Here is a 25,227-nt window from a genome sequence, read left to right as displayed (position 1 = left end):
GGCCAGGTGAGAGGTCAGCCGGCTCGTCCCAGGAAGCAGCCCAAGGGCGGCAGCGACAGCATCTTATCCTGCAAGACGGCATCAGTGCCGCCAAGATCGACTGTCTCTGCAACATCTGCATCCTGAGGCAACGGCCAGTTGGCCGGCTCGTCGGCGAAATTGAAGACGCAGAGCAGCTTCTCGCCGCCGCCTTCGCGAATGAAGGCAAGGACATCACCCTCTGCATCGAGAAACCGGATCGAGCCCTGTACCAGGGCCACATGCTGCTTGCGCAAGGCGAGCATCGCCCGGTAGCTGGCTAGAACCGACTTCTCCTCGCCGTTTTGGACATCAACCGCGCGGGCGCGATGGCTATCCGGCACCGGAAGCCACGGCCTGCCGGTGGAAAAACCGGCATTCTCGGCGCCTTTCTCCCAGACCATCGGCGTGCGGCATCCATCCCTGCCCTTGAACCCGGGCCAGAAGCGGATGCCGTAGGGGTCGCGCAGATCCTCGAACGCCAGTTCCGCCTCCTCCAACCCAAGCTCCTCGCCCTGATAGAGGCAGATCGATCCACGCAGGCACGACAGCAGCGCGATCGAGAATTTCGCGACCCTCTCCGGATCGCCGTGGGGTCTTGTCCAGCGCGTCACGTGGCGAACGACATCGTGGTTGGAAAACGCCCAGCAGACCCAGCCGTCGGATACTGCGCGCTCGAAAGCCTCGACGCAGCCACGTACGTGTGCTGCCGAGAATTGCGGGCCGAGCAGGTCGAAAGTGTAGCACATGTCAAGCTTGTCGCCGTCGGCGGTGTAGGCGGCGAGCGTCTGCAATGAACGGTCCTCGTCGCCGACCTCACCGACAGCGGCGCGACCCTCATATCCATCGAGTAGCGCCCGAAAACGCCTGAGGAAAGCGAGGTTTTCAGGCTGCGTCTTGTCGAACAGATGCTCCTGGTAGAGGTAGGGATTGGTTTCGGTGTTGGTGCAGGCGACGCTCGATGCCAGCGGCGGGTTGCTGCGCAGCCAGCGGTCATGGACGTAGTAGTTGACCGTATCCAGCCGGAAACCGTCGACGCCGCGCTCCAGCCAGAACCGCACCGTCTCCAGCAAGGCGTCCTGAACCTCCGGATTGTGGAAATTCAGGTCCGGCTGCGAGGCGAGGAAATTGTGCATGTAATATTGCCTGCGGGTCGCATCCCACTCCCAGGCAGGGCCGCCGAAGACCGACAGCCAGTTGTTGGGCGCGGTGCCGTCAGGCCTCGGATCGGCCCAGACATACCAGTCGGCCTTGGGGTTATCGCGGCTTGAGCGGCTTTCGACGAACCATTCATGCCGATCGGACGAATGCGACAGGACCTGGTCGATGATGACTTTCAGGCCGAGACGGTGCGCCTCGGCGACCACCGCGTCGAATTCCTCCGATGTGCCGAACATCGGATCGACGGCTGTATAGTCGGACACGTCGTAGCCCATATCGGCCATCGGGGATTTGAAGATGGGCGACAGCCAGATGGCGTCGACGCCAAGCGATGCAACATGAGCCAGCCTTGAGGCAATGCCACGCAGATCGCCGCCGCCGTCCCCCGTCGTGTCCTGGAAGGAGCGCGGGTAGATCTGATAGATGACGCAGCCGCGCCACCACTCGGCATTGTCATCAGCCATCATGGGTTCTCCTCGATGCGGGCCGGCCCGACCTTGCGCTCGATCATGAAAACGACCGTTCGCCCAGGCACCGGCTGCGAGATGTCGAAAGCGCCAGCCGATGTTTCCATGGCCGGGCCCCAGAAAAATCCCTCGCGCTCCGGTAGCGTGAACATACAGGCCCGACGATCGCCATTGACGACGACCGCAAGACGGCAGCCCCCGTCGCCAGTGCCGCCGAGCACCATGGCCAGGCGATGCCGCTCAGGGTTCTGCCAGCTTCTCTCATCGACTGGCGCCCCGGTCTCGGTCAGCCAGGCAACATCCGGTACTTCCGACCCGGGCCGCGGCTCTCCGGTCAGGAAGCGCGTGTCGGAAAGTGCCGGCGCGGCGCGACGCATCGCGGCAAGTCCAGAGGCATAATGCTCCAGCGTCTGGTCACGGCCGGCCCAGTCGAGCCAGGTGATTTCGTTGTCCTGCGCATAGGCGTTGTTGTTGCCCTTTTGCGTGCGGCCGAATTCGTCGCCTGCGGTCAGCATGATCGTTCCACGCGAGGCAAACAGCGTCGCCAGCAGCGCGCATTGATCATCAAAGCGGGCCTTGGCGATGGCCTCATCGCCGGCTTCGCCTTCGACGCCGTTGTTCCACGACAGGTTCTCGTTGTGGCCATCTCTGTTCTGCTCGCCATTGGCCTCGTTATGCTTGTGCTCGTAGGCAACGATATCGGCCAGCGCCATGCCATCATGCGCGGCGATGAAGTTGACGCTGCGGCTTGTTCGCTCTCCCGCTTTGGCAAAGACATCGGACGAGCCGGCGAGCCGCGTTGCCAGCGCGCCGATCATGCCGCGATCGCCACGCCAGAAGCGGCGGATATCGTCGCGATATCTGTCGTTCCACTCGAGGAAAGGCGGCGGGAAGTTGCCGAGCTGATAGCCGTCCGGCCCGATATCCCAAGGCTCGGCGATCAGCACCCTGTCGCCAAGAACCGGGTCGTTCCGAACAGCTCTCAGCAACGGCGCATCGGTGTCGAAAACGCCCTCGACCCGCCCTAGAATGGGCGCCAGATCGAAACGGAAACCGTCGACGCCGGCATGGCGGACAAAATGACGAAGCGTGTCGAGGACCATTTCCTGGACGACCGGATGATCGCAAGCGACCGTATTGCCGGTGCCGGTGTCGTTAGCCAAGCTGCCGTCCGGCCAATGCCGGTAGTAGGCGCGGCTGTCGAGGCCCCGCAGCGACAGCGTCGGTCCAAACCTGTCGCTTTCGCCGGTGTGGTTGAAGACCAAGTCGAGGATAACACCGATGCCGGCCTCACGCAGTGCGGCGACCGTCTGCCGCAATTCCGCGAGACCGCCGGGCGCGAGGCGCGGATCGAGCGTCATGAAGGTCACGGGATTGTAGCCCCAGGCGTTGCGGAGCCCGAGTGGCGGCAGATGTCGTTCGTCGATCGACGCCGTCACCGGCATCAATTCGACCGCGCCGACCCCGAGTTTTTTCAAGTGCTCGACGACGGCCGGATGGGCAAGGGCGGCAATCGTGCCGCGCTGCTGCTTCGGGATGTCCGGATGCAACATGGTGAAGGCTCGCACCGGCACTTCGTAGACCAGTCCACCGGGCTGGAACAGCGGCGGCAAAGCAGCCAGCGGCTCTGCCAAGGCGCCGGCAATCGCCTTCGACAGCAGCGGGGCGGTGTCGGTCCCCTCGCCCCGGCGAGCGGCGAGCCGGTCGTCATAGACATACGGCCTGTCGATCTCGACGGCATAGGGGTCGACCAGCAGCTTGTCGGGATCAAACCAGAGCCCTCGCTCGGGCGCATAGTCGCCATCGGCGCGAAAGCCGTATCGGGTGCCGGCAGCGAGGCCGGCAACGAAAAGCGCGTGAACGCCCTCGCCTTCCGACCGGAGTTCGAGCCGGTCGATCTCGCGGTTTCCCCGTTCGTCAAAGATCGAGACCCAGAGCCGGCTGGCCGCAGACGACCATGCGGCGAAGCGGATACCTTCGGGGGTAATGGTAGCGCCGAGCTGGCTCATGCGGCGAGCCCTTCTCCCCTTGTGGGAGAAGGTGGATCGGCGCGCAGCGCCGAGACGGATGAGGGGTGCTGGAAGAAACAAGGCGTGGGCGGTTTGAGCAAAGGTGTGCGCCAAGCTGGAACACCCCTCATCCGACCGAGCTTCGCTCGGCCACCTTCTCCCACAAGGAGGGCTTTGCACGGGGAGCGAAGTGGATTTCGGTGGTCAGTGAGGGCCTTTTTGAAGGCCGGCAGAGCGGTTTTCCGCGGCCCTTGCGGGGCCTTTGTCGGTTTAGGCAGCCATCCTGCCGGATTGTGGACGCACTCCTCCCTCATGTCCGCCTCTCATCGGGTGGATAGAGGACGCCAATCATGGTGCGCAGATTGTAAGCGCAGGCGGCCAGTATGCACTGCGTGCGGTTGGTGGCGAGGTTGAAGAAGCGCAGGCGTCGCATGCCGTAACGCTCCTTGAACACGGCGAAAGGCCGCTCCACTGCCGCCCGCACCTTGGCGATCAGCCGGTTGCGCAGCTTGTGGCGCGGCGGCAACTCGGGGTGATGCTTGTTGGGCCGCCGCATCAGCCGGTCCTTAATGTTGGCGGCGGCGAGCCGGGCATGGCGGGCGTGGGTGTAATAGGCTTGATCGCCATAGGCCGCCTTCTCGTCGCCGCAGATCAACTGGTCGGCCGGCTCGGTGTCGGTGACCGAGGCGTCGCTCGCCTCGACACGCCGGATCAAGGTGTGCTCCTGGTCGACGCCGATGTGCATCTTGTAGCCGAAGGTGCTCTTCTTGCCCTTCTTGCCCCAACGCGCATCCTTGTCGGCCGACGGCTTGACCGGACCTTGGTGGCCCTTTTTCGGCTGCTTGGGCGGACGGCCACGAGCCTGCAGGAACGTGGCATCGACCAAGGTGCCGCGCTTGACGATCAGGCCCTTCTCCTCCAGCTGACGGTTGATCTCCTCAAAGACCTTGTCGATCAGTCGCTCACGCGTCAGCTCCTCGCGGAAGCGCCACAGTGTCGAATGGTCGGGCGTGCGGTCCGAAAGGCTGAAACCGGCAAAGCGGCGGAACGACAATCGGTCCCGGATCTGCGCCTCAAGCGCCGGATCGCTCAGCCCATGCCACATGCCCAGCAAAAGACAGCGCACCAGCGGTTCCGCCGGATAGCTGGTGTTGCCCGAGCCAGGACCGCTGCGCTGACCCAGCAATGTTCGGATCGGCGCCCAGTCCAGTTCCTTCGATACTAGGTCGAAAATCGTCTCATCCGACGCCGCCAGACCGTCCGCCAGACTCAACTGACCCAAAACACGATCCGCCATCCCGAATCTCCCTGCTCCAACCTTCACCACAGAATCACCGTTCGGCTTCTGTGCAAAGGTCTCTCAAGGGGAGAAGGGGGAGCCTCGCGACGCAGGCCGAACTCAGACGGCCGGCTGTGAACCAAACTCAAGTAATCACGCTCGGCTTGACGCGGCCGGTATGGCCGCGAATCCCGGCGATATCATCGGCTGCCGCAATCAGATCGGCAAGCGCCTCCTGGGTGTCAAGATCGTGCCGAGACTTGTCCGGCTCGTAGCGCTCGATGTAGAGGCGCAGCGTCGCCCCCGAGGTGCCGGTGCCGGAGAGTCGGAAGACGACGCGCGATCCGCCTTCGAACAGCACCCTGATCCCCTGGTTCTTGGCTATCGAGCCATCGACCGGATCGTGGTAGGCGAAATCGTCGGCGCTGGCGATCTTCATGCCGCGCACGCTGGTGCCGGGCAACGAAGCGAGCTTGGCGCGCAATTCGTCGACCAGCGCGTCGGCGCGGTCGGTCTCGACCTCTTCATAGTCATGGCGCGAATAGTAGTTGCGGCCATAGGTCGCCCAGTGCTCGGTGACGATCTGCTTGGCGCTTTCGCCGCGGGCAGCAAGGATATTGAGCCACAAAAGCACGGCCCACAGCCCGTCCTTTTCGCGGACATGGTTGGAGCCGGTTCCGGCACTTTCCTCGCCGCAGATCGTCGCCATGCCGGCGTCGAGAAGGTTGCCGAAGAATTTCCAGCCGGTCGGCGTTTCGTAGATGCCGATGCCGAGCTTTTCAGCGACGCGGTCGGCCGCACCGCTGGTCGGCATCGAGCGGGCGATGCCCTTCAGGCCGGCCTTATACCCCGGCGCCAGATGGGCGTTGGCGGCGAGCATGGCCACGGAATCCGACGGGGTGACGAAAATACCCTTGCCGATGATCAGGTTGCGGTCGCCGTCGCCATCGGAAGCGGCGCCGAAATCCGGCGCATCCGGTCCCATCATCTCGTCATAGAGGTGTTTGGCGTGAACCAGATTGGGATCGGGATGGTGGCCGCCAAAATCCGGCAGGGGAATGAAGTTACGGGCAGTGCCGTTCGGCGCGCCGAGACGGTTTTCCAGGATCTCCTTGGCGTAGGGACCCGTCACGGCATGCATGGCGTCGAAGCGCATGCGGAAACCCGATTTGAACAACGCGCGCAAGGCATCGAAATCGAACAGGCTTTCCATCAACTCGGCATAGTCGGCGACCGGGTCGATCACCTCGACCGTCATGCCGCCCGCCTCGACGGTACCGATTGTGTCGATGTCGACGGTTTCGATGTCGGCGATCTTGAAGCTGGAGATCATCTTGGTCTTGGCGAAGATCGCGTCGGTCAGCTTTTCCGGCGCCGGGCCGCCATTGCCGGCATTGTATTTGATGCCGAAATCCTCATGCGGGCCGCCCGGATTGTGGCTGGCCGACAAGATGATGCCGCCGAAAGTCTTGTATTTGCGGATGACGTTGGAAGCTGCCGGCGTCGACAGGATACCGCCCTGCCCGACCATCACCTTGCCGAAGCCGTTTGCTGCCGCCATGGCGATGGCCTTCTGGATGACCTCGCGGTTGTAGAAGCGGCCGTCGCCGCCGATCACCAGGGTCTTGCCCTTGAATCCATCCAGCGCATCGAAGATCGACTGGATGAAGTTCTCGGCATAGTGCCCCTGCTGGAACACCGGCACCTTCTTGCGCAGCCCGGAGGTGCCGGGCTTCTGGTCGAGATAGGGTTTGGTGGGGACGGTTTGTGTCATGCTTCAGGCAACCCTTTTCGAAAGCAGCAAGCGATAGAGCTCAACATATTTTTCCGCGCTTTTGTCCCACGACACGTCGGCCTTCATGCCTTGCCGCTGCATCGACGTCCAGACCGTGGGGTTGGCGTGCGCTTCGACCAGCCGGCGGATGGCGTGCAGCAAGGCGCCGGCATCGGCGGGCGCGAACTGGAAGCCGGTCGCGACGCCTGCCGAAACGGACGCTTCATTGGCATCGATGATCGTGTCAGCGAGGCCGCCGGTGCGGGCGACGACCGGCACGCAGCCATAGCGCAGGCCATAAAGCTGCGTCAGTCCGCAAGGCTCGAAGCGCGACGGGATGACGATGGCGTCACAGCCGCCCTGCATGGTGTGGGAAAGGCCCTCGTCGTAACCGATGACGACGCCGATGCGACCGCGGTGGCGGGCGGCGGCGGCCAGCAGCGCACCTTCGAGGCCGGCGTCGCCGGATCCCAGAATCGCCAGGCGCGCACCTCTCGCAACGATCCCGTCAACGACCGCCGCCAATATATCCATGCCCTTCTGCCAGGTGAGCCGGCTGATGACACAGACGATCGGACTGTCGTCGCGGTTGAGGTCAAAACGATCCTCGACGGCGGTCCGGTTGGGGTGCCGCGCCTTCAAAGTCTTGGCCGTGTAATTGGAGACCAGATGCTTGTCGGTGGCCGGGTCCCATATCTCGGTATCGATGCCGTTGACGATGCCATAGAGATCGACAGACCGCATGTTGACCAGGCCATCAAGGCCCATGCCGAATTCGGGCGAGCGGATTTCCTGGGCATAGGTCGGGCTGACCGTGGTGATGGCCCAGGCGGCCTGCAGGCCGGCCTTGAGGAAGCCGACGCCGCCATAATATTCGACGCCGTCGAGCGCCATGGCCGACGCCGGCAAGCCAAGCTCGCCAAAGATGCCGGCGCCGAACCGGCCCTGGAAAGCGAGGTTGTGGACGGTGATCATCGACGGCGTTCCGACCGCCTTGCCGTAGCGCATATAGGCCAGCGTCATCGCCGATTGCCAGTCATGGGCGTGGACGATGTCCGGCTGGTAGCCCGAGATGGCGCCGCCGGCGATGTCGCCGCCAACCTGGCTCAGGGCCGCGAAACGCCGCCAATTATCCGGCCAGTCGGCGCCGGTGGCATTGCCATAGGGACCGCCGGGACGATCGAACAGATGCGGCGCGTCGAGCACGAAAAGATCGAGCCCTGAAATCTCCACGGCATGGACCGAAGCTTTGCCGCCTTGCAACTGCGAGTATTGGTGAACGGCCTTTTTCTTCTTGAAGGCATCCATGATCTGGGGATAGCCGGGAACGAGCGTGCGCATCGTCACGCCGTTGCCGGCGAGCGCGATGGGCAACGCGCCGGTCACGTCGGCAAGCCCGCCAGTCTTGATCAGAGGGTATATTTCGGGCGTGACCGACAGAACCTGCATCCACTACAACCCCAGTTTGTCGATCATGACCTGCGTGATGAGGCAGATGCCCTTTTCGGAAACGCGGAAGCGCTTGGCGTCGAGAACCGGATCCTCGCCGACCACGAGCCCCTCCGGTATCCTTACGCCATGATCGATCACCACGCGCTTCAACCTTGCGTTCCGGCCGACATGGCAGTCGGGCAGCATGACGACGTCCTCGAGCGTCGAATAGGAATTGATGCGCGCGCCGGTGAAGATCAGGCTTCGCTTCAGTGACGCGCCTGAGACGATGCAATCGCCCGAGACGAGCGACGACACGGCCGAGCCGCGACGGCCATCCTCGTCATGCACGAACTTTGCCGGCGGTTTCAGCTCGGCATAGGTCCAGATCGGCCAGTCGCGATCGTAGAGGTCGAGCTCCGGCGTGATGTCGGTCAGGTCGATATTGGCTTCCCAATAGGCGTCGACCGTGCCGACATCGCGCCAGTAGGCTTCGTTCTCGGCGGTCGAGCGCACGCAGGATTTGGCGAAGCGATGGGCGATCGCCTTCCCATGCTCGACGACATAGGGGATGATGTCCTTGCCGAAGTCTCGGCTTGAGCCCGGTTCGGCCGCGTCGCGGCGCAGTTGCTCCATCAGGAACTTGGTCTTGAACACATAGATGCCCATCGAGGCCAGGGCGAAATCCGGCTTGTCGGGAATGCCGGGCGGATCGGCGGGCTTCTCGATGAAGGAGATGATGGTGTCCTTGGCATCGACATGCATGACACCGAAGCCGGTCGCCTCCATGCGCGGCACTTCAAGGCAGCCGACGGTGACATCAGCACCGGCTTCGACATGCTGGCGAAGCATCAGCTCGTAGTCCATTTTGTAGATGTGGTCGCCGGCTAGGATGACCATGTATTCGGGCCCGTAGGCCTCGATGATGTCGATGTTCTGGTGCACGGCATCGGCCGTGCCCTCATACCATTGCGTTTCCGACACGCGTTGGCTGGCCGGCAGGATGTCGAAGCTCTCGTTACGCTCGGGCCGCAGGAAGTTCCAGCCGCGCTGCAGGTGGCGGATCAGCGAATGAGCCTTGTATTGCGTGGCGACGCCGAGGCGGCGGATGCCGGAATTGAGCGCATTGGAGAGCGCAAAATCGATGATGCGCGTCTTGCCGCCGAAATAGACCGCCGGCTTGGCGCGCCGGTCGGTCAACTCCCTGAGCCGGCTGCCGCGGCCGCCGGCCAGCACATAGGCCATGGCATCGCGCGCCAGCGGCTGGGTTCGTTTTATCTCTGCCATTTTATCCTCCCAAGTTACTCGCGCGAGACATCGCTCATTCCGAAGCAAATTCGAGCATGATCGTTGACAGCGGCGGTAACAGCATCGTCGCCGAGATGCTTCCTCCTTCCGCCCTAGCCTCGACGGCGCCGCCATTGCCCTTGCCGGAACCGCCATAGTCGGCGGCGTCCGTATTGATGATCTCGCGCCATTTTCCGGCCGTCGGCAACGGCACGCGATAATTGTCGCGTGGCACGGGCGTGAAATTGGAGATGACGGCGACCGGATTTCCGCCCGGCGCGCTGCGCAGCCAGGCAAAGACGGAGTTCGCGCTGTCGTCGACGATCAGCCAGGAAAAGCCCTCCGGCTCGCAGTCGCGCGCATGCAGCGCCGGGCGCGAACGGTAAAGATAGTTGAGATCGCGCACCGTTTGCCGGACGCCGCGGTGGAGCCGGAAATCGAGCAAGTTCCAGTCGAGCGCGCGCGCCTCGCTCCACTCGCGGCGCTGGGCGAATTCCTGTCCCATGAACAACAGCTTCTTGCCGGGGTAGCCCCACATGAAGGCGTAGTAGGCGCGCAGCGTTGCGAATTTCTGCCAGTCGTCGCCGGCCATCTTGCCGAGCAGCGTGCCCTTGCCGTGCACGACCTCGTCATGGGAGAGCGGCAGCACGAAATTCTCTGAGAAGGCGTAGACCAGGCCGAAGGTGATATCGTTGTGGTGATGCTTGCGAAAAATCGGCTCCTTGGAAAAATACTCCAGCGTGTCGTGCATGAAGCCCATGTTCCACTTGAAGCCGAAACCCAGTCCGCCCTCATGCACCGGCTGCGAGACCTTTGGCCATGAGGTCGATTCCTCGGCAATCGTCATCACTCCCGAATGATGGCCATAGACCTCCTTGTTCATCCTCTGGAGGAAGCTGACCGCCTCGAGGTTCTCGCGCCCGCCCTTTTCGTTGGGAATCCATTCGCCGGCCTTGCGTGAATAATCGAGGTAGAGCATCGAGGCGACGGCATCGACCCGCAAACCGTCGACGTGGTATTTCTCGGCCCAAAACAGCGCATTGTTGACGAGGAACGAGACGACCTCGCGCCGGCCGAAATTGTAGATCGCCGTGTTCCAGTCGGGATGGAAGCCCTTGCGCGGGTCGGCATGCTCATAGAGCGCGGTGCCGTCGAAATTGGCCAGGCCATGCGCGTCCACCGGGAAATGTGCCGGCACCCAGTCGAGGATGACGCCGACGCCGGCGCGGTGGGCGCCGTCGACGAAGCGGGCAAAACCGTCCGGATCGCCGAAGCGGGCCGACGGCGCGTAGAGGCCTGTCGTCTGGTAGCCCCAGGACGGGTCATAGGGATGTTCGGAGATCGGCATGAATTCGATATGGGTGAAACCCGTGTCGACGACGTAGGGGATCAGCCTTTCGGCGAGTTCGTCCCACGACAGGAAGCTGCCGTCGTCGTGAAGCTGCCAGGAGCCGGCATGGACCTCATAGATCGACACCGCCTCGCGCCTGGGGTCGGTGTTGCGCCAGAAATTGCGGTGCGCCTCGTCACCCCATTGATGCGCCGGCGGAAGCGCCGTCACCGAAGCGGTGGCCGGGCGCAGTTCGGACCTGAAGGCGAACGGATCGGCCTTCAGCGGCAGCCTCACGCCATCGGGTCCGATGATCTCGTATTTGTAGGGCCGGCCGGCGCCGATGTCGGGAATGAACAACTCCCAGATGCCGGTGTCGCGGCGGACGCGCATCGTATGCCTGCGGCCGTCCCATTCGTTGAAGTCGCCGACCACCGAAACACGCCTTGCATTGGGCGCCCAGACGGCGAAATGCACGCCGGACGCACCCTCGTGGTCGATGAGATGCGCGCCGAGCTTGTCGAACAGCCGGAGATGCGAACCCTCGGCGATGTAATAGTCGTCCAGCGGACCGAGCACCGGTCCGAATGAATAGGGATCGGTCAGCCACCAGTCGCCGCCGGCATTGCGCGCATGATAGCGCAGGGGCTGGCGCTTTTTGAGCGACAGCCTGCCCTCGAAGAAGCCGCCTTCGTCGCGCCTGGGGAGTTCGCCCGCTTTCTTGCCGGTCAGCGTGTAGGCAGTGACGAGCTCGGCATGAGGGACGAAGCAGCGGGCGACAAAGCCCTTGTCAACCTCGTGCACACCGAGGACAGCGAAAGGATCACCATGCGTGCCGGCGACAATCGCCGCGACATCACCGGCTGACGCCAGTCCATCCGGCCCGCTTGTCGCAGCGGTCGCGCGCGGCTTCCTCATCAGGCAGTGACCCTCCCCGGGACCACGTTGTTCGTGGCCTCATGCAATCATATCAAACGGGCACGTTCCAGATTTCTTTCGCATATTGGCGGATCGTGCGGTCGGACGAGAACCAGCCGACGCGGGCGACATTGCGGATTGCCTTGGCGTGCCAATCCGGGCTGTTGCGCCAGACGGCGTCGACGTCGCGCTGGGTGGCGGCGTAGGCATCGAAATCCGCTGCGACCATGAACCAGTCGCTCTGATAGAGGCCGTTCATCAGGTCGCGATAGCGTTCCGGATCGTCAGGCGAAAAGACGCCCGACGAAACGGCAGCCACCGCCTGCGCCAGTTCGGGAGAGGCTTCGATCACGGATCGCGGATCGTAGCCGTTGCTGCGCCGCTCGGCGACCTGCTCAGTGGTCAGGCCGAAAATGAAGATGTTGTCGTCGCCGACGCATTCCTTGATCTCGACATTGGCACCGTCGAGCGTGCCGATGGTCAGCGCACCGTTCAGCGCGAATTTCATGTTGCCGGTGCCGGAGGCTTCCATGCCGGCGGTCGATATCTGCTCCGAAAGGTCGGCGGCCGGCATCATGATCTCGGCCAGGCTGACATTGTAGTTCGGCACAAACACCACTTTCAGCAAGCCGCGAACGGCCGGGTCGCGATTGATGACCTTGGCGACGTCGTTGGCGAGTTTGATGATCAGCTTGGCGTTGTGATAGCTGGGCGCCGCCTTGCCGCCGAAAAACTTGACGCGGGGCATCCAGTCGCGCTCCGGATGGGAGCGGATCTGGTCGTAGAGCGCGATCGCTTCGAGGATGTTCAGGAGCTGGCGCTTGTATTCGTGGATGCGCTTGATCTGGATGTCGAACAGCGCCGAGGGATCGACCTTGATGCCGAGGCGGTCGGCGACGAGATTGGCCAGCCTGACCTTGTTCGCCCGCTTGACGGCCGCGAACTTGTCACGGAAGGCGGCGTCGTCGGCAAAGGCATCGAGCTCCTTGATCGCGTCGATGTCGTCGAGGAAGTGGTCGCCGATCGCCTCGCGGGTAAGCGCGGTAAGACCGGGATTGCATTGGATCAGCCACCGCCGCGGCGTGATGCCGTTGGTCTTGTTGTTGATGCGGTCGGGGTAGAGCTTGTGAAGGTCGGCAAACACCGTTTCCTTCATCAGCTCGGTGTGAAGGGCAGAGACGCCGTTGATCGAGTGCGAGCCGACAAAGGCCAGATTGCCCATGCGCACCCGGCGGTCGCCGTTTTCCTGGATCAGCGAGATGCGACCGATCTGCTCATCCGAGAACTGGTCGGAGGCGCGCGCCTCCAACAGCACTTCGGCGTTGATGGCGTAGACGATCTGCATATGGCGCGGCAAAAGCCGCTCGAACAGCGGCACCGGCCAGCTTTCGAGCGCTTCGGGAAGCAGCGTGTGGTTGGTATAGCCGAAGGTGCGCTTGGTGATGCTCCAGGCCTGGTCGAAATCCATGCCGTGGACATCCATCAGCAGGCGCATCAGCTCGGGCACGGCGATGGCCGGATGGGTGTCGTTCAGATGGATCGCCGCCTTGTCGGGCAGCGACTGCAGGTCGCCATACTGGCTGAGATGGCGCTGGATGATGTCCTGCAACGAGGCGGTCGAGAAGAAATACTCTTGTCTTAGCCGCAGCTCCTGACCGGCCTTGTGGGAATCGGCAGGGTAAAGGACGCGCGACAAGGCATCGGCCTTGTTGCTTTCGGCGAGCGCACCAATGTGGTCGCCGGCGTTGAACTTGTCGAGCAGGATCGGATCGATCGGCATGCCGGACCAGAGCCGCAGCGTGTTGACGCGGTTGGCCCGCCAACCGACCACCGGCGTATCGTAGGCAACCGCCAGAACATGTTCGATTGGCTTCCAGACATGGCGCTCAAGCCGGCCGTCCTTCGAGGTGATCGATTCCACCGCGCCGCCGAAACCGACCTCGAAGGAGCGTTCGCGCCTTTCGAACTCCCAGGGGTTGCCGTGATCGAGCCAGGTCTCGGGCAGCTCGACCTGCCAGCCGTCATGGATTTCCTGACGAAACATGCCGTTGGCGTAGCGAATGCCATAGCCATGCGCGGGGATGTCGACGGTTGCCATGCTTTCCATGAAGCAGGCGGCGAGCCGGCCGAGGCCGCCATTGCCAAGCGCTGCATCCGGCTCGAGGGCCGCGATGAGGTCGAGGTCGACGCCGAGAGACCGCAGCGCTTCGCGCATATTGTCCATCAGGCCGAGATTGGAGAAGGCATCGCGCATCAGGCGGCCAATGAGAAATTCCAGCGACAAATAGTAGACGCGCTTTTCCTGCTGGGCATAGGCCTCCTGCGTCGCCTGCATCCAGTGATCGACGATGCGGTCACGCACGACTTTGATCGAGGCGGTGAGCCAGTCGTATTGCGTGGCGACTGCGGTGCCCTTGCCGACCCTGTATTTGAGGGCCTTGAGGACTTCGTCAGCGAGAGTCTTGGGATCTGGGGTTTCGAGAATGGGAGCTTTGGATGCCATCGCGTGCGTCATGTCGCCTCTCGTGGTTGCCATGATCATACTGGCTTTCACCATTCCTCCCAGCCCATGCTACCGCATATTTTGTTATACATTCAATCGAGTTAGATTGCCGCGGGGCAGATTACCCGGCGGCAGTTTAGCAACTTAAAGCGCGTCGCGTTTGGGCGGCTTCCGCGATGCGTGCATGTCGTTATCCCAAAACCGCTACGCACTTTTGGGCGACATGCATCAGGCCGCCAGCGCCGCCTCCGGCGGAAGCTTCGCTCCGGTCATGAAGGCGACGGCGTCGGACATCGTATATTGCTTGGGATCGATGACACAGAGGCGACGGCCCAGCCGATGGATGTGAATGCGGTCGGCCACCTCGAAGACATGCGGCATGTTGTGCGAGATCAGCACGATCGGCAGGCCGCGCTTCTTCACGTCGAGGATCAGTTCGAGCACGCGGCGGCTCTCCTTGACGCCTAACGCCGCTGTCGGCTCATCCATGATGACCATCTTCGAGCCGAAGGCGGCGGCCCGCGCCACCGCCACGCCCTGGCGTTGGCCACCCGAGAGCGTTTCCACGGCCTGGCTGATGTTCTGGATGGTCATCAGGCCAAGTTCGGTGAGCTTGTCGCGGGCGCGCTTTTCCATGGCCGGCCGGTCGAGCATGCGCAGCCAGTCGCCCAGAAAACCCGGTTTGCGGATCTCGCGACCGAGGAACATGTTGTCGGCGATCGACAGCGCCGGCGATAGCGCCAGGTTCTGGTATACGGTTTCGATGCCGGCCTCGCGGGCCTCGATGGGCGACTTGAAGAGCACCTGCTTGCCGTCCAACTCGATGATCCCCTCGTCCGGAACCACGGCGCCCGAGATCGCCTTGATCAGCGTCGACTTGCCTGCGCCATTGTCGCCGATCACGGCCAGGATTTCTCCCGGATAGAGATCGAAGTCGCAGCTATTCAGTGCGGTGACGCGGCCATAGCGCTTGACGAGGCCGCGCGCGGTGAGGATGGGCTCCTGGGTCATGGTTACACCGAAACCTTTCTGATCCACTGGTCGATCGCCACGGCGCCGATGATCAGCACACCGGTAAGCAGCACTTTCCATTGGGGATCGGCGCCCAGCATGTTGAGGCCCATCGAAACGACGCCAACGATCATCGCGCCGAATAGCGTGCCCAGAATCGAGCCGCGTCCGCCGAAGAGGGAAATGCCGCCGATCACCGTCGCGGTGATCGCCTGCAAATTGTAGTCTGTGACGGCGGCGGATGGCGAGATCGAGCCGTTGCGGCCGATGGAGACCCAGGCAGCGAAAGCGGCGATCAGCCCGGCAAGGGTGTAAACCGAGATCAGCACCTTCTTGGTCTGGATGCCCGACAGTTTTGCCGCCTCCGGATCATCGCCGACGGCGTAGACATGGCGGCCCCATGCCGTGTGATTAAGCACGTACCACAGGATCAGCACCAGCACGACCATGGCAATGACGCCGATTGTCAGCACCGCTGTGCCGATCTTGAAGTTCAGGCCAAACAGATGGAGCAGCGGCGCCTGGACGTCGACGTCGGCGTCGCGGATCGTCTCATTGGCCGAATAGATGAAGTTCGTGGCCATGACGATGTTCCAGGTGCCGAGCGTGACGATGAAGGGCGGCAGCTTCATGTAGGCGACCAGCAGCCCATTGAGCAGCCCGCAGGCCCCGCCGGCGGCAAGCCCGATCACCACCGCAAGCAAGGTCGGCAGACCATAGGTGACCGCGCAATTGCCCATGATCACGGCCGAAATCACCATGATCACGCCGATTGACAGATCGATGCCGGCTGTAAGGATGACCAGCGTCTGCGCGGCTCCGAGAATACCGACGATGGCAATCTGCTGCAGGATCAGCGTCAGCGTGTAGGACGAAAAGAACCGCCCTCCGATGGTGATGCCGAAGACAGCGATCGACAGAACCAGCACGATCAGCGGCACCGCAGCCGGAGTGGAATGCAAAAAATGCTGGATGCGCTTGACGATCGACGTGCCGTGCTCGTCAAAAGCAGCAACGCTTGTCTCGCTGTTCGAGAGAGCCTTTTCGAATTCCTGAACCTGAGCCATGTTTCCTCCCATGGGGCCTCAGCCACGCCGACGCCCGTCCAACCATTCCCGATCTGCCGCCGGAATTGTTCGCGCTTGCGATAGCGCATCGTCCGCCCGAAACGACCGGGGATCAAGCCCCCGGCCGATCGGTTCTGTTGCCTGTCAGACCGGCATCAGCCCCAGCACTTGGCGAGGCCTTCCTTGGTGTCGATGGACTTCACGCCTTCCGCCGGCTTGTCGGTCACGAGGTTCACGCCCGTGTCGAAGAAATCCTTGCCTTCGGTCGGCTTGGGCTTCGTCCCATCCTTGGCGAAAGCGGCGATCGCTTCGATGCCGAGTGCCGCCATCTGGAGCGGATATTGCTGCGAGGTCGCGCCGATCACGCCCTCGGCGACCGACTTCACGCCGGGACAGCCGCCGTCAACCGAGACGATCAGCACGTTGCCTTCGAGGCCCACGGCCTTGAGCGCCTGGTAGGCGCCGACGGCTGCCGGCTCATTGATGGTATGGATGACATTGATGCCGGGATCCTTCTGGAGAAGGTTCTCCATCGCCTTGCGGCCGCCTTCCTCGTTGCCGTTCGTGACATCGTGGCCGACGATGCGTGCATCGTCCTCATCGCCGATCTTGTTGGGATCCTTCACGTCGATGCCGTAGCCCATCATGAAGCCCTGGTCGCGCAAGACGTCGACCGTCGGTTGCGAGGGCGTCAGGTCGAGGAAGCCGATCTTGGCATCCTTCGCCTTGTCGCCGAGCGTCGCGGCGGCCCACGCGCCGATCAGCTTGCCGGCCTCCAGATTGTCGGTCGCGAAAGTCGCGTCGGCGGCGTCGAGCGGATCAAGCGGCGTGTCCAGCGCGATCACGAGCAGACCGGCGTCACGTGCCTTCTTCACCGCCGGGACGATACCCTTGGTGTCCGACGCGGTGATCAGGATGCCCTTGGCGCCGTCGGCGATGCAGCTTTCGATCGCCGCCACCTGGCTCTCGCTGTCGCCGTCGATCTTGCCTGCGTAGGCTTTAAGCTCAACGCCGAGCTCTTTGGCCTTGGCGGCCGCGCCTTCCTTCATCTTGACGAAGAACGGGTTGGTGTCGGTCTTGGTGATCAGGCAGGCGCCGACGTCGGCAGCGGACGCGGCCGAGGTGAACGCCATCAGACCCAGTCCGGCCGCGGCAAAAACGGTGGACTTCAATAGTGCTGTCTTGGTCACGATTTTCCTCCCAGTGGAACCATTTCGGATGCCGGCCAACCGGCATCCGCACAAGCATCCAGACGACTTCTCCCGGCGTGGACGCCTGGCCCAACACAACACCAGGCCGAGGTTTCTGTCAATAATTAAATCACTCTTATTTATTATTGACAGGACTGCATCGTTCACTCATTCTGGCCCCAAAAGCTTTGAGGGGAAACGACGGGAGGAACAAGGGTGGAGACCGGCATTACGGGGCACGGTTCGCCCGAGGCAGCCGAAAGCCGCATTCATCGCGGCACCAACCAGAGCGGCATGCGAGACCACAATGAGCGGCTGGTGCTGTCTCTGGTGCGTCGGCACGGCAGCCTGGCCAAGTCCGACATTGCGCGCATGACCGGACTTTCGGCTCAGACAGTTTCCGTCATCATGCGCGAGCTCGAGGTGGACAAGCTCCTTGTCCGCCAGGCGCCGTTGCGCGGCAAGATCGGCCAACCCTCCATTCCGATGGCGCTCAATCCCGATGGCGCCTATTTCATCGGCCTGAAGATCGGCCGTCGCAGCGCCGAACTCGTGCTGATCGACTTTCTCGGCAATGTACGCTCGATGCTGCAGCATTCCTACCGCTATCCGGCACCGCGCGAGACGGTCGAATTCGTCACCTCCGGCATGAAGACGATGCGCGGCGAGCTCACCCCGGCGCAGGACAAGCGCATTGCCGGGCTCGGTATCGCCATGCCGTTCGAATTGTGGAACTGGGCCGATACGGCAGGTGCGCCGCGCGACGTCATGGACGAATGGCGCCACCGCGACATCCGCGCCGATATCCAGGCGCAGTGCGAATTCCCCGTCTATCTGCAGAATGATGCCACCTCGGCTTGCGGCGCCGAGCTGGTGTTCGGCAAGGCGGGTGCGGCGCGCGACTTCGTCTATTTCTATATCGGTGCCTTCGCCGGCGGCGGCATCGTGCTCAACGGTCACCTTTTTGGCGGGCCGACCGGCAATGCCGGCGCGCTGGGTTCGATGCCGGTGCCCGGACCGGACGGCAAGCCGACCCAACTGATCGACGTGGCGTCGATCGCCATGCTGGAAAAGGCGCTCAACGCGCGCGGTGTCGAGGCCTCGCATCTGTGGACGTCACCGGAGGATTGGGGCGAGATCGGCGTCGAGCTTGACGACTGGATCGCCTGCGCCTCGCAAGCGCTCGCCTATGCCATCGTGGCAGCATCCTCGGTTATCGATTTCGAGGCAGCGGTGATCGACGGATGGATGCCGAAGGCCGTGCGGCGCCGGCTCGTCGATGCCGTTGTCGAAGCCATCGGCAACATCGACGGCGAAGGCCTGAACCTCCCAGCCGTTCGCGAGGGCACTGTCGGTATTCATGCACGTGCCCTGGGCGGCGCCAGCCTGCCGCTTTCCGAGCGCTTCCTCATCGGTTCGACGACGATTTCCAGGAGTGCCTGAGTTTGCTGGTCGGAATGGTTGCAAGGCGGTTGCGCTTGCCGGCGCCGGCTTCTATCTACGGGTCAGATCCGCGCACGCGATCGTCGCGACAAACGAGCCGTAGCTCTACGCCAACATCATCATCCGCAAGGGTGTGATCTATCCGCCGGAGAACTGCAAATCATGATCCTCTGTTGCGGCGAAGCCCTGATCGACATGCTGCCGCGTACCACGACGGAGGGCGAGCCGGCCTTTGCCCCCTATGTCGGCGGCGCGGTGTTCAACACCGCTATTGCGCTCGGCAGGCTGGGAGCACCCGCCGGTTTCTTTTCCGGCCTGTCGTCGGACCTGTTCGGCGGCCAGTTCAGGGACGCACTGGGAGAGAGCAAGGTCAGTTCCACCTATGCGCACACATCTCCCCGGCCGACCACGCTTGCCTTCGTGCGGCTGGACAACGGCCAGGCGACCTACACGTTCTACGATGAAAACACAGCCGGACGCATGCTGACCGTCGACGATCTGCCGAAACTCGGCAGCGAGATCGAAGCCATGCTGTTCGGCGCCATCAGCCTGATCTCGGAGCCGGCCGGATCGGCCTACGAGGAATTCATGCGGCGCGAGCATAAGCGCCGCGTCATGATGCTCGACCCCAACATTCGGCCCAATTTCATCCCTGACAAGGCCAAGCATCTCCGGCGCATCCGCTCTATGATGGCGATGGCCGACATCGTGAAACTGTCGGATGAGGACCTCAACTGGTTCGGCGAAGCCGGCTCGCACGAAGACGTCGTCCGCAACTGGCTGGATCGCGGCCCGACCCTGATCGTCGTCACCCATGGCAGCGAAGGCGCTGCCGGCTACACCAGGGATCACAAGGTCACGGTCGTGCCGGACAAGGTCGAGGTGGTCGATACGGTCGGCGCCGGCGACACGTTCAACGCCGGCATCCTGGCCTCGCTGCACGAGCAAGGCCTGCTGTCGAAGGAGGCGATCGCCAATCTGCCGGAAGACGCCATCCACAAGGCGCTGACGCTCGGCGCCAAGGCTGCGGCGGTTACCGTGTCGCGAGCCGGCGCCAATCCGCCATGGCGGCACGAAATCGCCTGATTGCACGGCGATACACCCAGCTTGGCGATCACTTTATGTTTCGCCGGCCGGACGCGACGCGATATGAAAACCAAATGATGCCTGATGAAGCCCGGATTTCCGGCATCTTCAAAGGGCACCTCGGAAATCAGAGGTAACAGGCTGCGACACTTGAGCAATTCGCGGTTTGGTTCGTGCAGCTTTCTCGGCTGGCGCAACTCTGATACCAGCGGCCGGTTATCTGGCTAGTACCGTTTTGAGGCCGACATGCAGTTCATCGATCTTGGCGCGCAGCGCGAACGAATCCGCGACAGGCTGAAAGTGGCGATCGACCGCGTCGTCGATGAGGGACGCTATATTCTGGGACCTGAGGTCACCGAATTCGAAAATAAGCTCGCCGCCTATATCGGCACCAAGCATGTCGTCGCCTGCGCCAACGGCACCGACGCGCTGCTGTTGCCGCTGTTTGCGGCCGGCATCGGCCCAGGCGACGCGGTGTTCGTGCCGAGCTTCACCTTCGCCGCCACGGCGGAAGTGGTGGCGCTGGCCAAGGCCGAGCCGGTTTTCGTCGATGTCGATCCCAATACCTACAACATCGACATCGCCAGCCTCGAGGCTGCCATCGCCATGATCAAGGCGGAAGGCCGGCTGAAGCCAAGGGCGATCATTCCCGTCGACCTGTTCGGGCTTGCCGCCGACTACGAGGCGATCATGGCGATCGCCAACCGCGAAGGGCTGATGGTTATCGAGGATGCTGCCCAGTCGATGGGCGGCTCGATCGACGGCAAGATGTGCGGTTCGTTCGGCGCGGTCGGCTCGACCAGCTTCTACCCGGCAAAGCCGCTCGGCTGCTATGGTGACGGGGGCGCGATGTTCACCAATGACGATGCGCTGGCCGAACAGCTCCGCTCGTTCGCCTTCCACGGCAAGGGCGAAACCCAGTATGACAATGTCCGCGTCGGCATCAATTCGCGGCTCGACACGTTGCAGGCGGCGATCCTGATCGAGAAGCTGGCCATTCTCGAAGACGAGATGGTTGCCCGGCAAGCGGTTGCAAATCGTTACGCCGAAGGGCTCGGCGACATCCTCAAGGCGGCGCGCAACCTGGACGGCGGCCGTTCGGCCTGGGCGCAATACGCCGTCGAGACGCCGAAGCGCGACGGGCTCAAGGCGCATCTCGGCGAAAAGGGTATTCCTTCGGTCATCTATTACGTGAAGCCGCTGCACAGCCAGATCGCCTACCGCGACTATCCGCGCACGCCGTCCGGTCTTGCCGTTTCGGAGGAGCTGCCAAAGCGGATTCTCTGCCTGCCCATGCACCCTTACCTGAGCGAAGCCGATCAGGACCGGATCATCGAGACGATCCGCAACTATATCGGCTCGAATTCGGCGGACGTCGCCGCAGCGTAGAGCTTCACGCGCGCGATCACAGTCTAGCCGGTATGCCTTCCAGCAGCACGCCGATCGCGGCATCAACAGGCGTCAGTTGCGACGACGCGCTTCCCCGGCGCCAGCGCATGGCGGAGGCCGCCCTCCCCTTCCGATATCTCAAGTCTTGGCACCCACAGTCGCGACATCGGTAAGCGCAAATCCCGCATCTATGGTCAGGATCGGCGCTTGGTAGGATTTCGCGGTGGCATAATGGAAGCAATCGGCAAGATTGAGCGCACTATTGCGTTCAGCGTCCGGATAGCGGTGCCGTCCATAGCGATCGAAGGCTTGCAGCGCGGCGGTCAACTCACGGCTCGAAATCGCCAGAACCTCGACCCCAGCCGCTTCAAGGAACTCCTGCACTCGCGCTTCAGCTTCTGCCATGGGAATGCGCTTTTTGCGAAACAGCCCAACAGTCGCTTCCCATGCAGCCACGACCGATGTGATCGGCCGCGGCGAGCGCGCGGCATCTAGCGCCGCCGCAAGGTTCTCGGCCCCAGGCTCTTCCGTCACAATTGCGATGATTGCCGACGCATCGACGAACATCAGTAGTCGCCGCTGAGGTCATCGAAAAACGCCCGGTCTGCCGCAAGGCCGGTGTCCGGATAGGCCGCAATTTTCGCGCGCAAAGGCTTCAGCCGCTCCCACAGAGGGATCGCCTCCTCGGCACGGCGCAGTTCGTTTTCCAGGGCCAGCTTCACGGCAGCCGTCTTGTTCAACCGCGTGCGCGCCGCCAATTTTTCGGCAAGCATATTTACCTCTTCACTGCGAATGTTGAGCGGCATAGCGAATTCTCCTATGTGTAGACGTACATATAGAAACGCCAACACGTGATGGCAACCGCCCATCAGGAGAGCATAAGGTTTTGTGTGCGGCGGAATGCGAACGTAGCCAAGAAGAACCTGTTCTTGGGGCCACGTCTGATTGCCCGCGGCCGGTCATGTATTTTAACTCGAGCGGCGATGTTTTGGGCGAAATCGTTTCGTCGAAGAGTTCTGTGCGCCAGATGCCACGACCGAAGCGGGGATCGTGACGCGCGGTCTCAGCCGGATTTATGCTTCGCACGGCGATCCACGCCCTGCAGGGCTAGCGACGTTATAATCGTCAGGTTGGCCCGACTGCCTTGCCGCTGGCTATGAAATGCGGATTGGCGAAGTCCTCGTCGTCGCTCTGCTGGCGCTTGCCGTAGGCCAGCGGTTTGCCGTCAAGCGTGCGCGTCATGCCGCCGGCGGCGCGCAGCACCGCATCGCCGGCCGCGGTATCCCATTCCATGGTGCGGCCGAAGCGCGGATAGACGTCGGCCTCGGCGCCGGCGACAAGACAGAATTTCAGCGACGAGCCGACCGAGACGATCTCGGCAGCGCCTACCGTGCGGATATAGGCTTCGGTCTCGGGCGTGTTGTGGGACCGGCTGGCGACGATGGTCAGTGGCGCCACACCGGTCCTGGCCGAAATCGGCCGACGGCCGATGATCTGGTAGTCGCCATCGACTTCGATTGCTTCCGCCCTGCCCGGCCGGCCGGAAAAAAAGCGTCCGGTGCATGGCGCAAAGACCACGCCGATCTCCGGCACGCCGTGACGAACGAGCGCGATGTTGACGGTGAAGTCGGTCCTGCGGTTGACGAATTCCTTGGTGCCGTCGAGCGGATCCACCAGAAAAAAGGCGTCGTCGAGGTCGGGCGGCACGATGCCGGCCGATGCCTCTTCCTCAGCCACGCAAGGGATGTCGGGGAACGCGGCGCGCAAGCCGGCGAGGATGATCTTTTCGCTCTCGCGATCGGCCTCGGTCACCGGCGAGCTGTCTGATTTCTGATCGACCGCGCAACCAGCATCGAAAACCCGCATCACCTCTCGCCCCGCCGCCAAGGCAAGGCGCTCGAACACGCCGAGCATCGCTTCGTCGTCAGATGCCGCCGCCGCTATCGTATTGGTTTTCGGCAATGTCGCGCTCGTTTAGCCAGAGTTCCAGGGCCTCTACCATCTCCTCGGCAGACTTGCCGAGTGTCTCGAGATGGATTTCGGGGTTTTCAGGAGCTTCATACGGGGAATCGACGCCGGTGAAATTCTTGATTTCGCCATTCAACGCCCGCGCATAGAGACCCTTCGGATCGCGTCTGGCGCATTCCTCAAAGGGTGTATCGACAAACACCTCGACGAATTCACCGTTGGCCATCAATTCCCTGGCCATGCGCCGTTCGGCGCTGAAGGGCGAAATGAAGGAAACGATGACGATCAGCCCGGCATCGGCCATCAGGCGCGCCACTTCCGCAACGCGGCGAATGTTTTCGACGCGGTCGGCGTCGGTGAAGCCAAGATCGCGATTGAGGCCGTGGCGGACATTATCGCCGTCCAGGATGTAGGTGTGGCGGCCGGTGGCGAATAGCTTCTTCTCGAAGAGGTTGGCGATGGTCGACTTGCCCGAGCCGGAGAGCCCGGTGAACCAGAACACGGCAGGCCGTTGGTTCTTCAGATCGGCGCGGCCGTGCTTGCCGACATCGAGCGATTGCCAGTGAATGTTTTCGGCGCGGCGCAGCGAATGCAGGATCATGCCGGCGCCGACCGTGGCGTTGGTGATGCGGTCGATCAGGATGAAGGCGCCGGTCGTGCGGTTCTCGGCGAAAGTGTCGAAAGCGATCGGCGCCCGCGTCGAGATGTTGCAGATGCCGACCTCATTCATTTCGAGCGACTTGGCCGCCTCATGGGCAAAGTCGTTGACGTTGACGCGGTATTTCAGGTCGGTGACGGTGGCACTGGTCTGATCGGTCTCGGTGCGCAGGATGTAGGAGCGGCCCGGCAACAGCGCATGCTCGTCGAACCAGACGATGTTGGCGGCGAACTGGTCGGCGACCTGAGGCCGCGCCGCCGGCGACACCAGCATATTGCCGCGCGAGACCTCGACCTCGTCGTCGAGAACTAGGGTGATGGCCTGGCCGGCAACCGCCTGGCTCAGATCGCCGCCATGCGAGACGATGCGCCTGACGTGAGCGGACTTGCCGGATTTGGCGACAACGACCTCGTCGCCTGTTGAGACGGAACCGGAAGCAATCGTGCCGGCAAAACCGCGAAAATCGAGATTGGGGCGGTTCACATACTGCACCGGAAAACGGAACGGCAGTTCGACAACGGCTTCATCGACCGACACGGTTTCCAGATGTTCGATCAGCGTCGGCCCGGAATACCACTTCGTCTTGTCCGAGCGGCTGGTGACGTTGTCGCCGTAACGGGCAGACATCGGGATGGGCACGATCGTCTGGAAGCCGAGCTTGTGCGAAAATTGCCTGAAATCCTCGATGATTCGTTCGAAGACGGCCTTGTCGAAGCCGACGAGATCGATCTTGTTGACGGCGAGCACGATGTGCCGGATGCCCAGCAGCGAGGCGATGATCGAGTGGCGCCTTGTCTGGCGCAGCACACCTTGACGGGCATCGATCAGCACGATGGCCAGATCGGCGGTCGACGCGCCTGTCGCCATGTTGCGCGTGTATTGTTCGTGGCCGGGCGTGTCGGCGACGATGAATTTGCGCTTCGGCGTGGCGAAAAAGCGATAGGCGACATCGATTGTGATGCCCTGCTCGCGCTCCGCCTCTAGGCCATCGACCAGCAGCGCGAAATCGACGTCGTCGCCCGTCGTCCCGTGCTTGCGCGAATCACGCTCAAGCGCGGCAAGCTGGTCCTCGAAAATCTGCTTGGTGTCCGAAAGCAGACGCCCGATCAGCGTCGACTTGCCGTCGTCCACGGAACCGCAGGTCAGGAAGCGCAGCAGCGACTTTCGTTCCTGCACCGCAAGATAGTCACGAATGCCGTCGGTGGAGGCGAGGCTCTTGGCCATGATGTGGCGCATGC

Annotated in this window: 18 protein-coding genes and 1 pseudogene; 4 read left to right on the top strand and 15 right to left on the bottom strand. The window is 62.7% G+C overall.

All coding sequences use genetic code 11. The features are described 5' to 3' along the window. Positions 1-14: 14 nt before the first annotated feature. The 11 genes from bglA to RPG13_RS13945 form a co-directional block, all read right to left on the bottom strand. Entirely contained in the window at positions 15-1,643 is a 1,629-nt protein-coding gene (gene bglA / locus RPG13_RS13995) for a beta-galactosidase BglA (RefSeq protein ID WP_337125329.1), read from the bottom strand. Further along, the gene (gene glgX, locus RPG13_RS13990; RefSeq protein WP_337125328.1) at positions 1,643-3,655 is read right to left on the bottom strand and encodes a glycogen debranching protein GlgX; all 2,013 of its coding nucleotides are present in this window, start codon (positions 3,653-3,655) and stop codon (positions 1,643-1,645) included. Before glgX ends, bglA begins: the two co-directional genes overlap by 1 nt. A 310-nt stretch (positions 3,656-3,965) precedes the next feature. Next, positions 3,966-4,952: an IS5 family transposase gene (locus RPG13_RS13985; RefSeq protein ID WP_126103272.1), complete on the bottom strand. Its 987-nt coding sequence runs from the start codon at positions 4,950-4,952 to the stop codon at positions 3,966-3,968. A 127-nt stretch (positions 4,953-5,079) separates the two neighbouring features. After that, complete coding sequence (locus RPG13_RS13980; RefSeq protein WP_337125327.1) at positions 5,080-6,708, bottom strand: alpha-D-glucose phosphate-specific phosphoglucomutase; 1,629 nt, start codon at positions 6,706-6,708, stop codon at positions 5,080-5,082. A 3-nt stretch (positions 6,709-6,711) separates the two neighbouring features. Further along, positions 6,712-8,157, bottom strand: a complete 1,446-nt coding sequence (gene glgA, locus RPG13_RS13975; protein WP_127204229.1) for a glycogen synthase GlgA — start codon at positions 8,155-8,157, stop codon at positions 6,712-6,714. A gap of 3 nt (positions 8,158-8,160) precedes the next feature. After that, on the bottom strand, positions 8,161-9,426 hold the full coding sequence (glgC, locus tag RPG13_RS13970; protein ID WP_337125326.1) for a glucose-1-phosphate adenylyltransferase: 1,266 nt from the start codon (positions 9,424-9,426) through the stop codon (positions 8,161-8,163). A 34-nt stretch (positions 9,427-9,460) separates the two neighbouring features. Next, a complete protein-coding gene (glgB, locus tag RPG13_RS13965; RefSeq protein WP_337125325.1) occupies positions 9,461-11,674 on the bottom strand; it encodes a 1,4-alpha-glucan branching protein GlgB in 2,214 nt (737 codons plus the stop codon). Positions 11,675-11,726: 52 nt separating this feature from the next. Continuing rightward, positions 11,727-14,189 carry a glycogen/starch/alpha-glucan phosphorylase gene (locus tag RPG13_RS13960; RefSeq protein WP_127288729.1) on the bottom strand — a complete coding sequence of 821 codons (2,463 nt, stop codon included), beginning with the start codon at positions 14,187-14,189 and terminating at the stop codon, positions 11,727-11,729. Positions 14,190-14,405: 216 nt separating this feature from the next. Then, positions 14,406-15,188 carry an ATP-binding cassette domain-containing protein gene (locus RPG13_RS13955; protein ID WP_023802796.1) on the bottom strand — a complete coding sequence of 261 codons (783 nt, stop codon included), beginning with the start codon at positions 15,186-15,188 and terminating at the stop codon, positions 14,406-14,408. A gap of 2 nt (positions 15,189-15,190) precedes the next feature. Then, entirely contained in the window at positions 15,191-16,255 is a 1,065-nt protein-coding gene (locus RPG13_RS13950; protein WP_292501418.1) for an ABC transporter permease, read from the bottom strand. 155 nt (positions 16,256-16,410) lie between these two features. Next, positions 16,411-17,388: a sugar ABC transporter substrate-binding protein gene (locus RPG13_RS13945; RefSeq protein WP_425351748.1), complete on the bottom strand. Its 978-nt coding sequence runs from the start codon at positions 17,386-17,388 to the stop codon at positions 16,411-16,413. Positions 17,389-17,661: 273 nt separating this feature from the next. On the opposite strand from RPG13_RS13945, the gene RPG13_RS13940 reads away from it, so the two are divergent. The 4 genes and pseudogenes from RPG13_RS13940 to RPG13_RS13925 all read left to right on the top strand — a co-directional run bounded on the left by RPG13_RS13940 (position 17,662) and on the right by RPG13_RS13925 (position 21,363). Continuing rightward, entirely contained in the window at positions 17,662-18,888 is a 1,227-nt protein-coding gene (locus RPG13_RS13940; protein WP_095486098.1) for an ROK family transcriptional regulator, read from the top strand. Between the two features lie 16 nt (positions 18,889-18,904). Then, positions 18,905-19,054, top strand: a pseudogene (locus tag RPG13_RS13935) (RbsD/FucU domain-containing protein); the annotation flags it as partial. After that, positions 19,051-19,974 carry a carbohydrate kinase family protein gene (locus RPG13_RS13930; protein WP_095486099.1) on the top strand — a complete coding sequence of 308 codons (924 nt, stop codon included), beginning with the start codon at positions 19,051-19,053 and terminating at the stop codon, positions 19,972-19,974. The pseudogene RPG13_RS13935 and the gene RPG13_RS13930, both read left to right, overlap by 4 nt. Before the next feature lie 246 nt (positions 19,975-20,220). After that, positions 20,221-21,363, top strand: coding sequence for a DegT/DnrJ/EryC1/StrS family aminotransferase (locus RPG13_RS13925; protein ID WP_095486100.1), 1,143 nt, complete (start codon positions 20,221-20,223; stop codon positions 21,361-21,363). A 138-nt stretch (positions 21,364-21,501) separates the two neighbouring features. On the opposite strand, the gene RPG13_RS13920 is transcribed toward RPG13_RS13925, so the two are convergent. The 4 genes from RPG13_RS13920 to cysN form a co-directional block, all read right to left on the bottom strand. Continuing rightward, positions 21,502-21,930: a type II toxin-antitoxin system VapC family toxin gene (locus RPG13_RS13920; protein ID WP_095486101.1), complete on the bottom strand. Its 429-nt coding sequence runs from the start codon at positions 21,928-21,930 to the stop codon at positions 21,502-21,504. Beyond that, complete coding sequence (locus RPG13_RS13915; RefSeq protein ID WP_095486102.1) at positions 21,930-22,169, bottom strand: type II toxin-antitoxin system VapB family antitoxin; 240 nt, start codon at positions 22,167-22,169, stop codon at positions 21,930-21,932. Before RPG13_RS13915 ends, RPG13_RS13920 begins: the two co-directional genes overlap by 1 nt. 319 nt (positions 22,170-22,488) lie before the next feature. Further along, positions 22,489-23,277 (bottom strand): 3'(2'),5'-bisphosphate nucleotidase CysQ, encoded by a 789-nt coding sequence (cysQ, locus tag RPG13_RS13910; RefSeq protein ID WP_337127018.1) that lies wholly within the window; start codon positions 23,275-23,277, stop codon positions 22,489-22,491. Positions 23,278-23,287: 10 nt separating this feature from the next. After that, a complete protein-coding gene (cysN, locus tag RPG13_RS13905; RefSeq protein ID WP_292621220.1) occupies positions 23,288-25,225 on the bottom strand; it encodes a sulfate adenylyltransferase subunit CysN in 1,938 nt (645 codons plus the stop codon). Positions 25,226-25,227: the final 2 nt, after the last annotated feature.

This window comes from Mesorhizobium sp. ISC15, from assembly GCF_037162615.1.
In the GTDB taxonomy this organism is placed as follows: Bacteria; Pseudomonadota; Alphaproteobacteria; order Rhizobiales; family Rhizobiaceae; genus Mesorhizobium; species Mesorhizobium mediterraneum.
The sequence above is the reverse complement of the archived record's forward strand: the minus strand, read 5'-3'. Positions and strand labels throughout refer to the sequence as shown.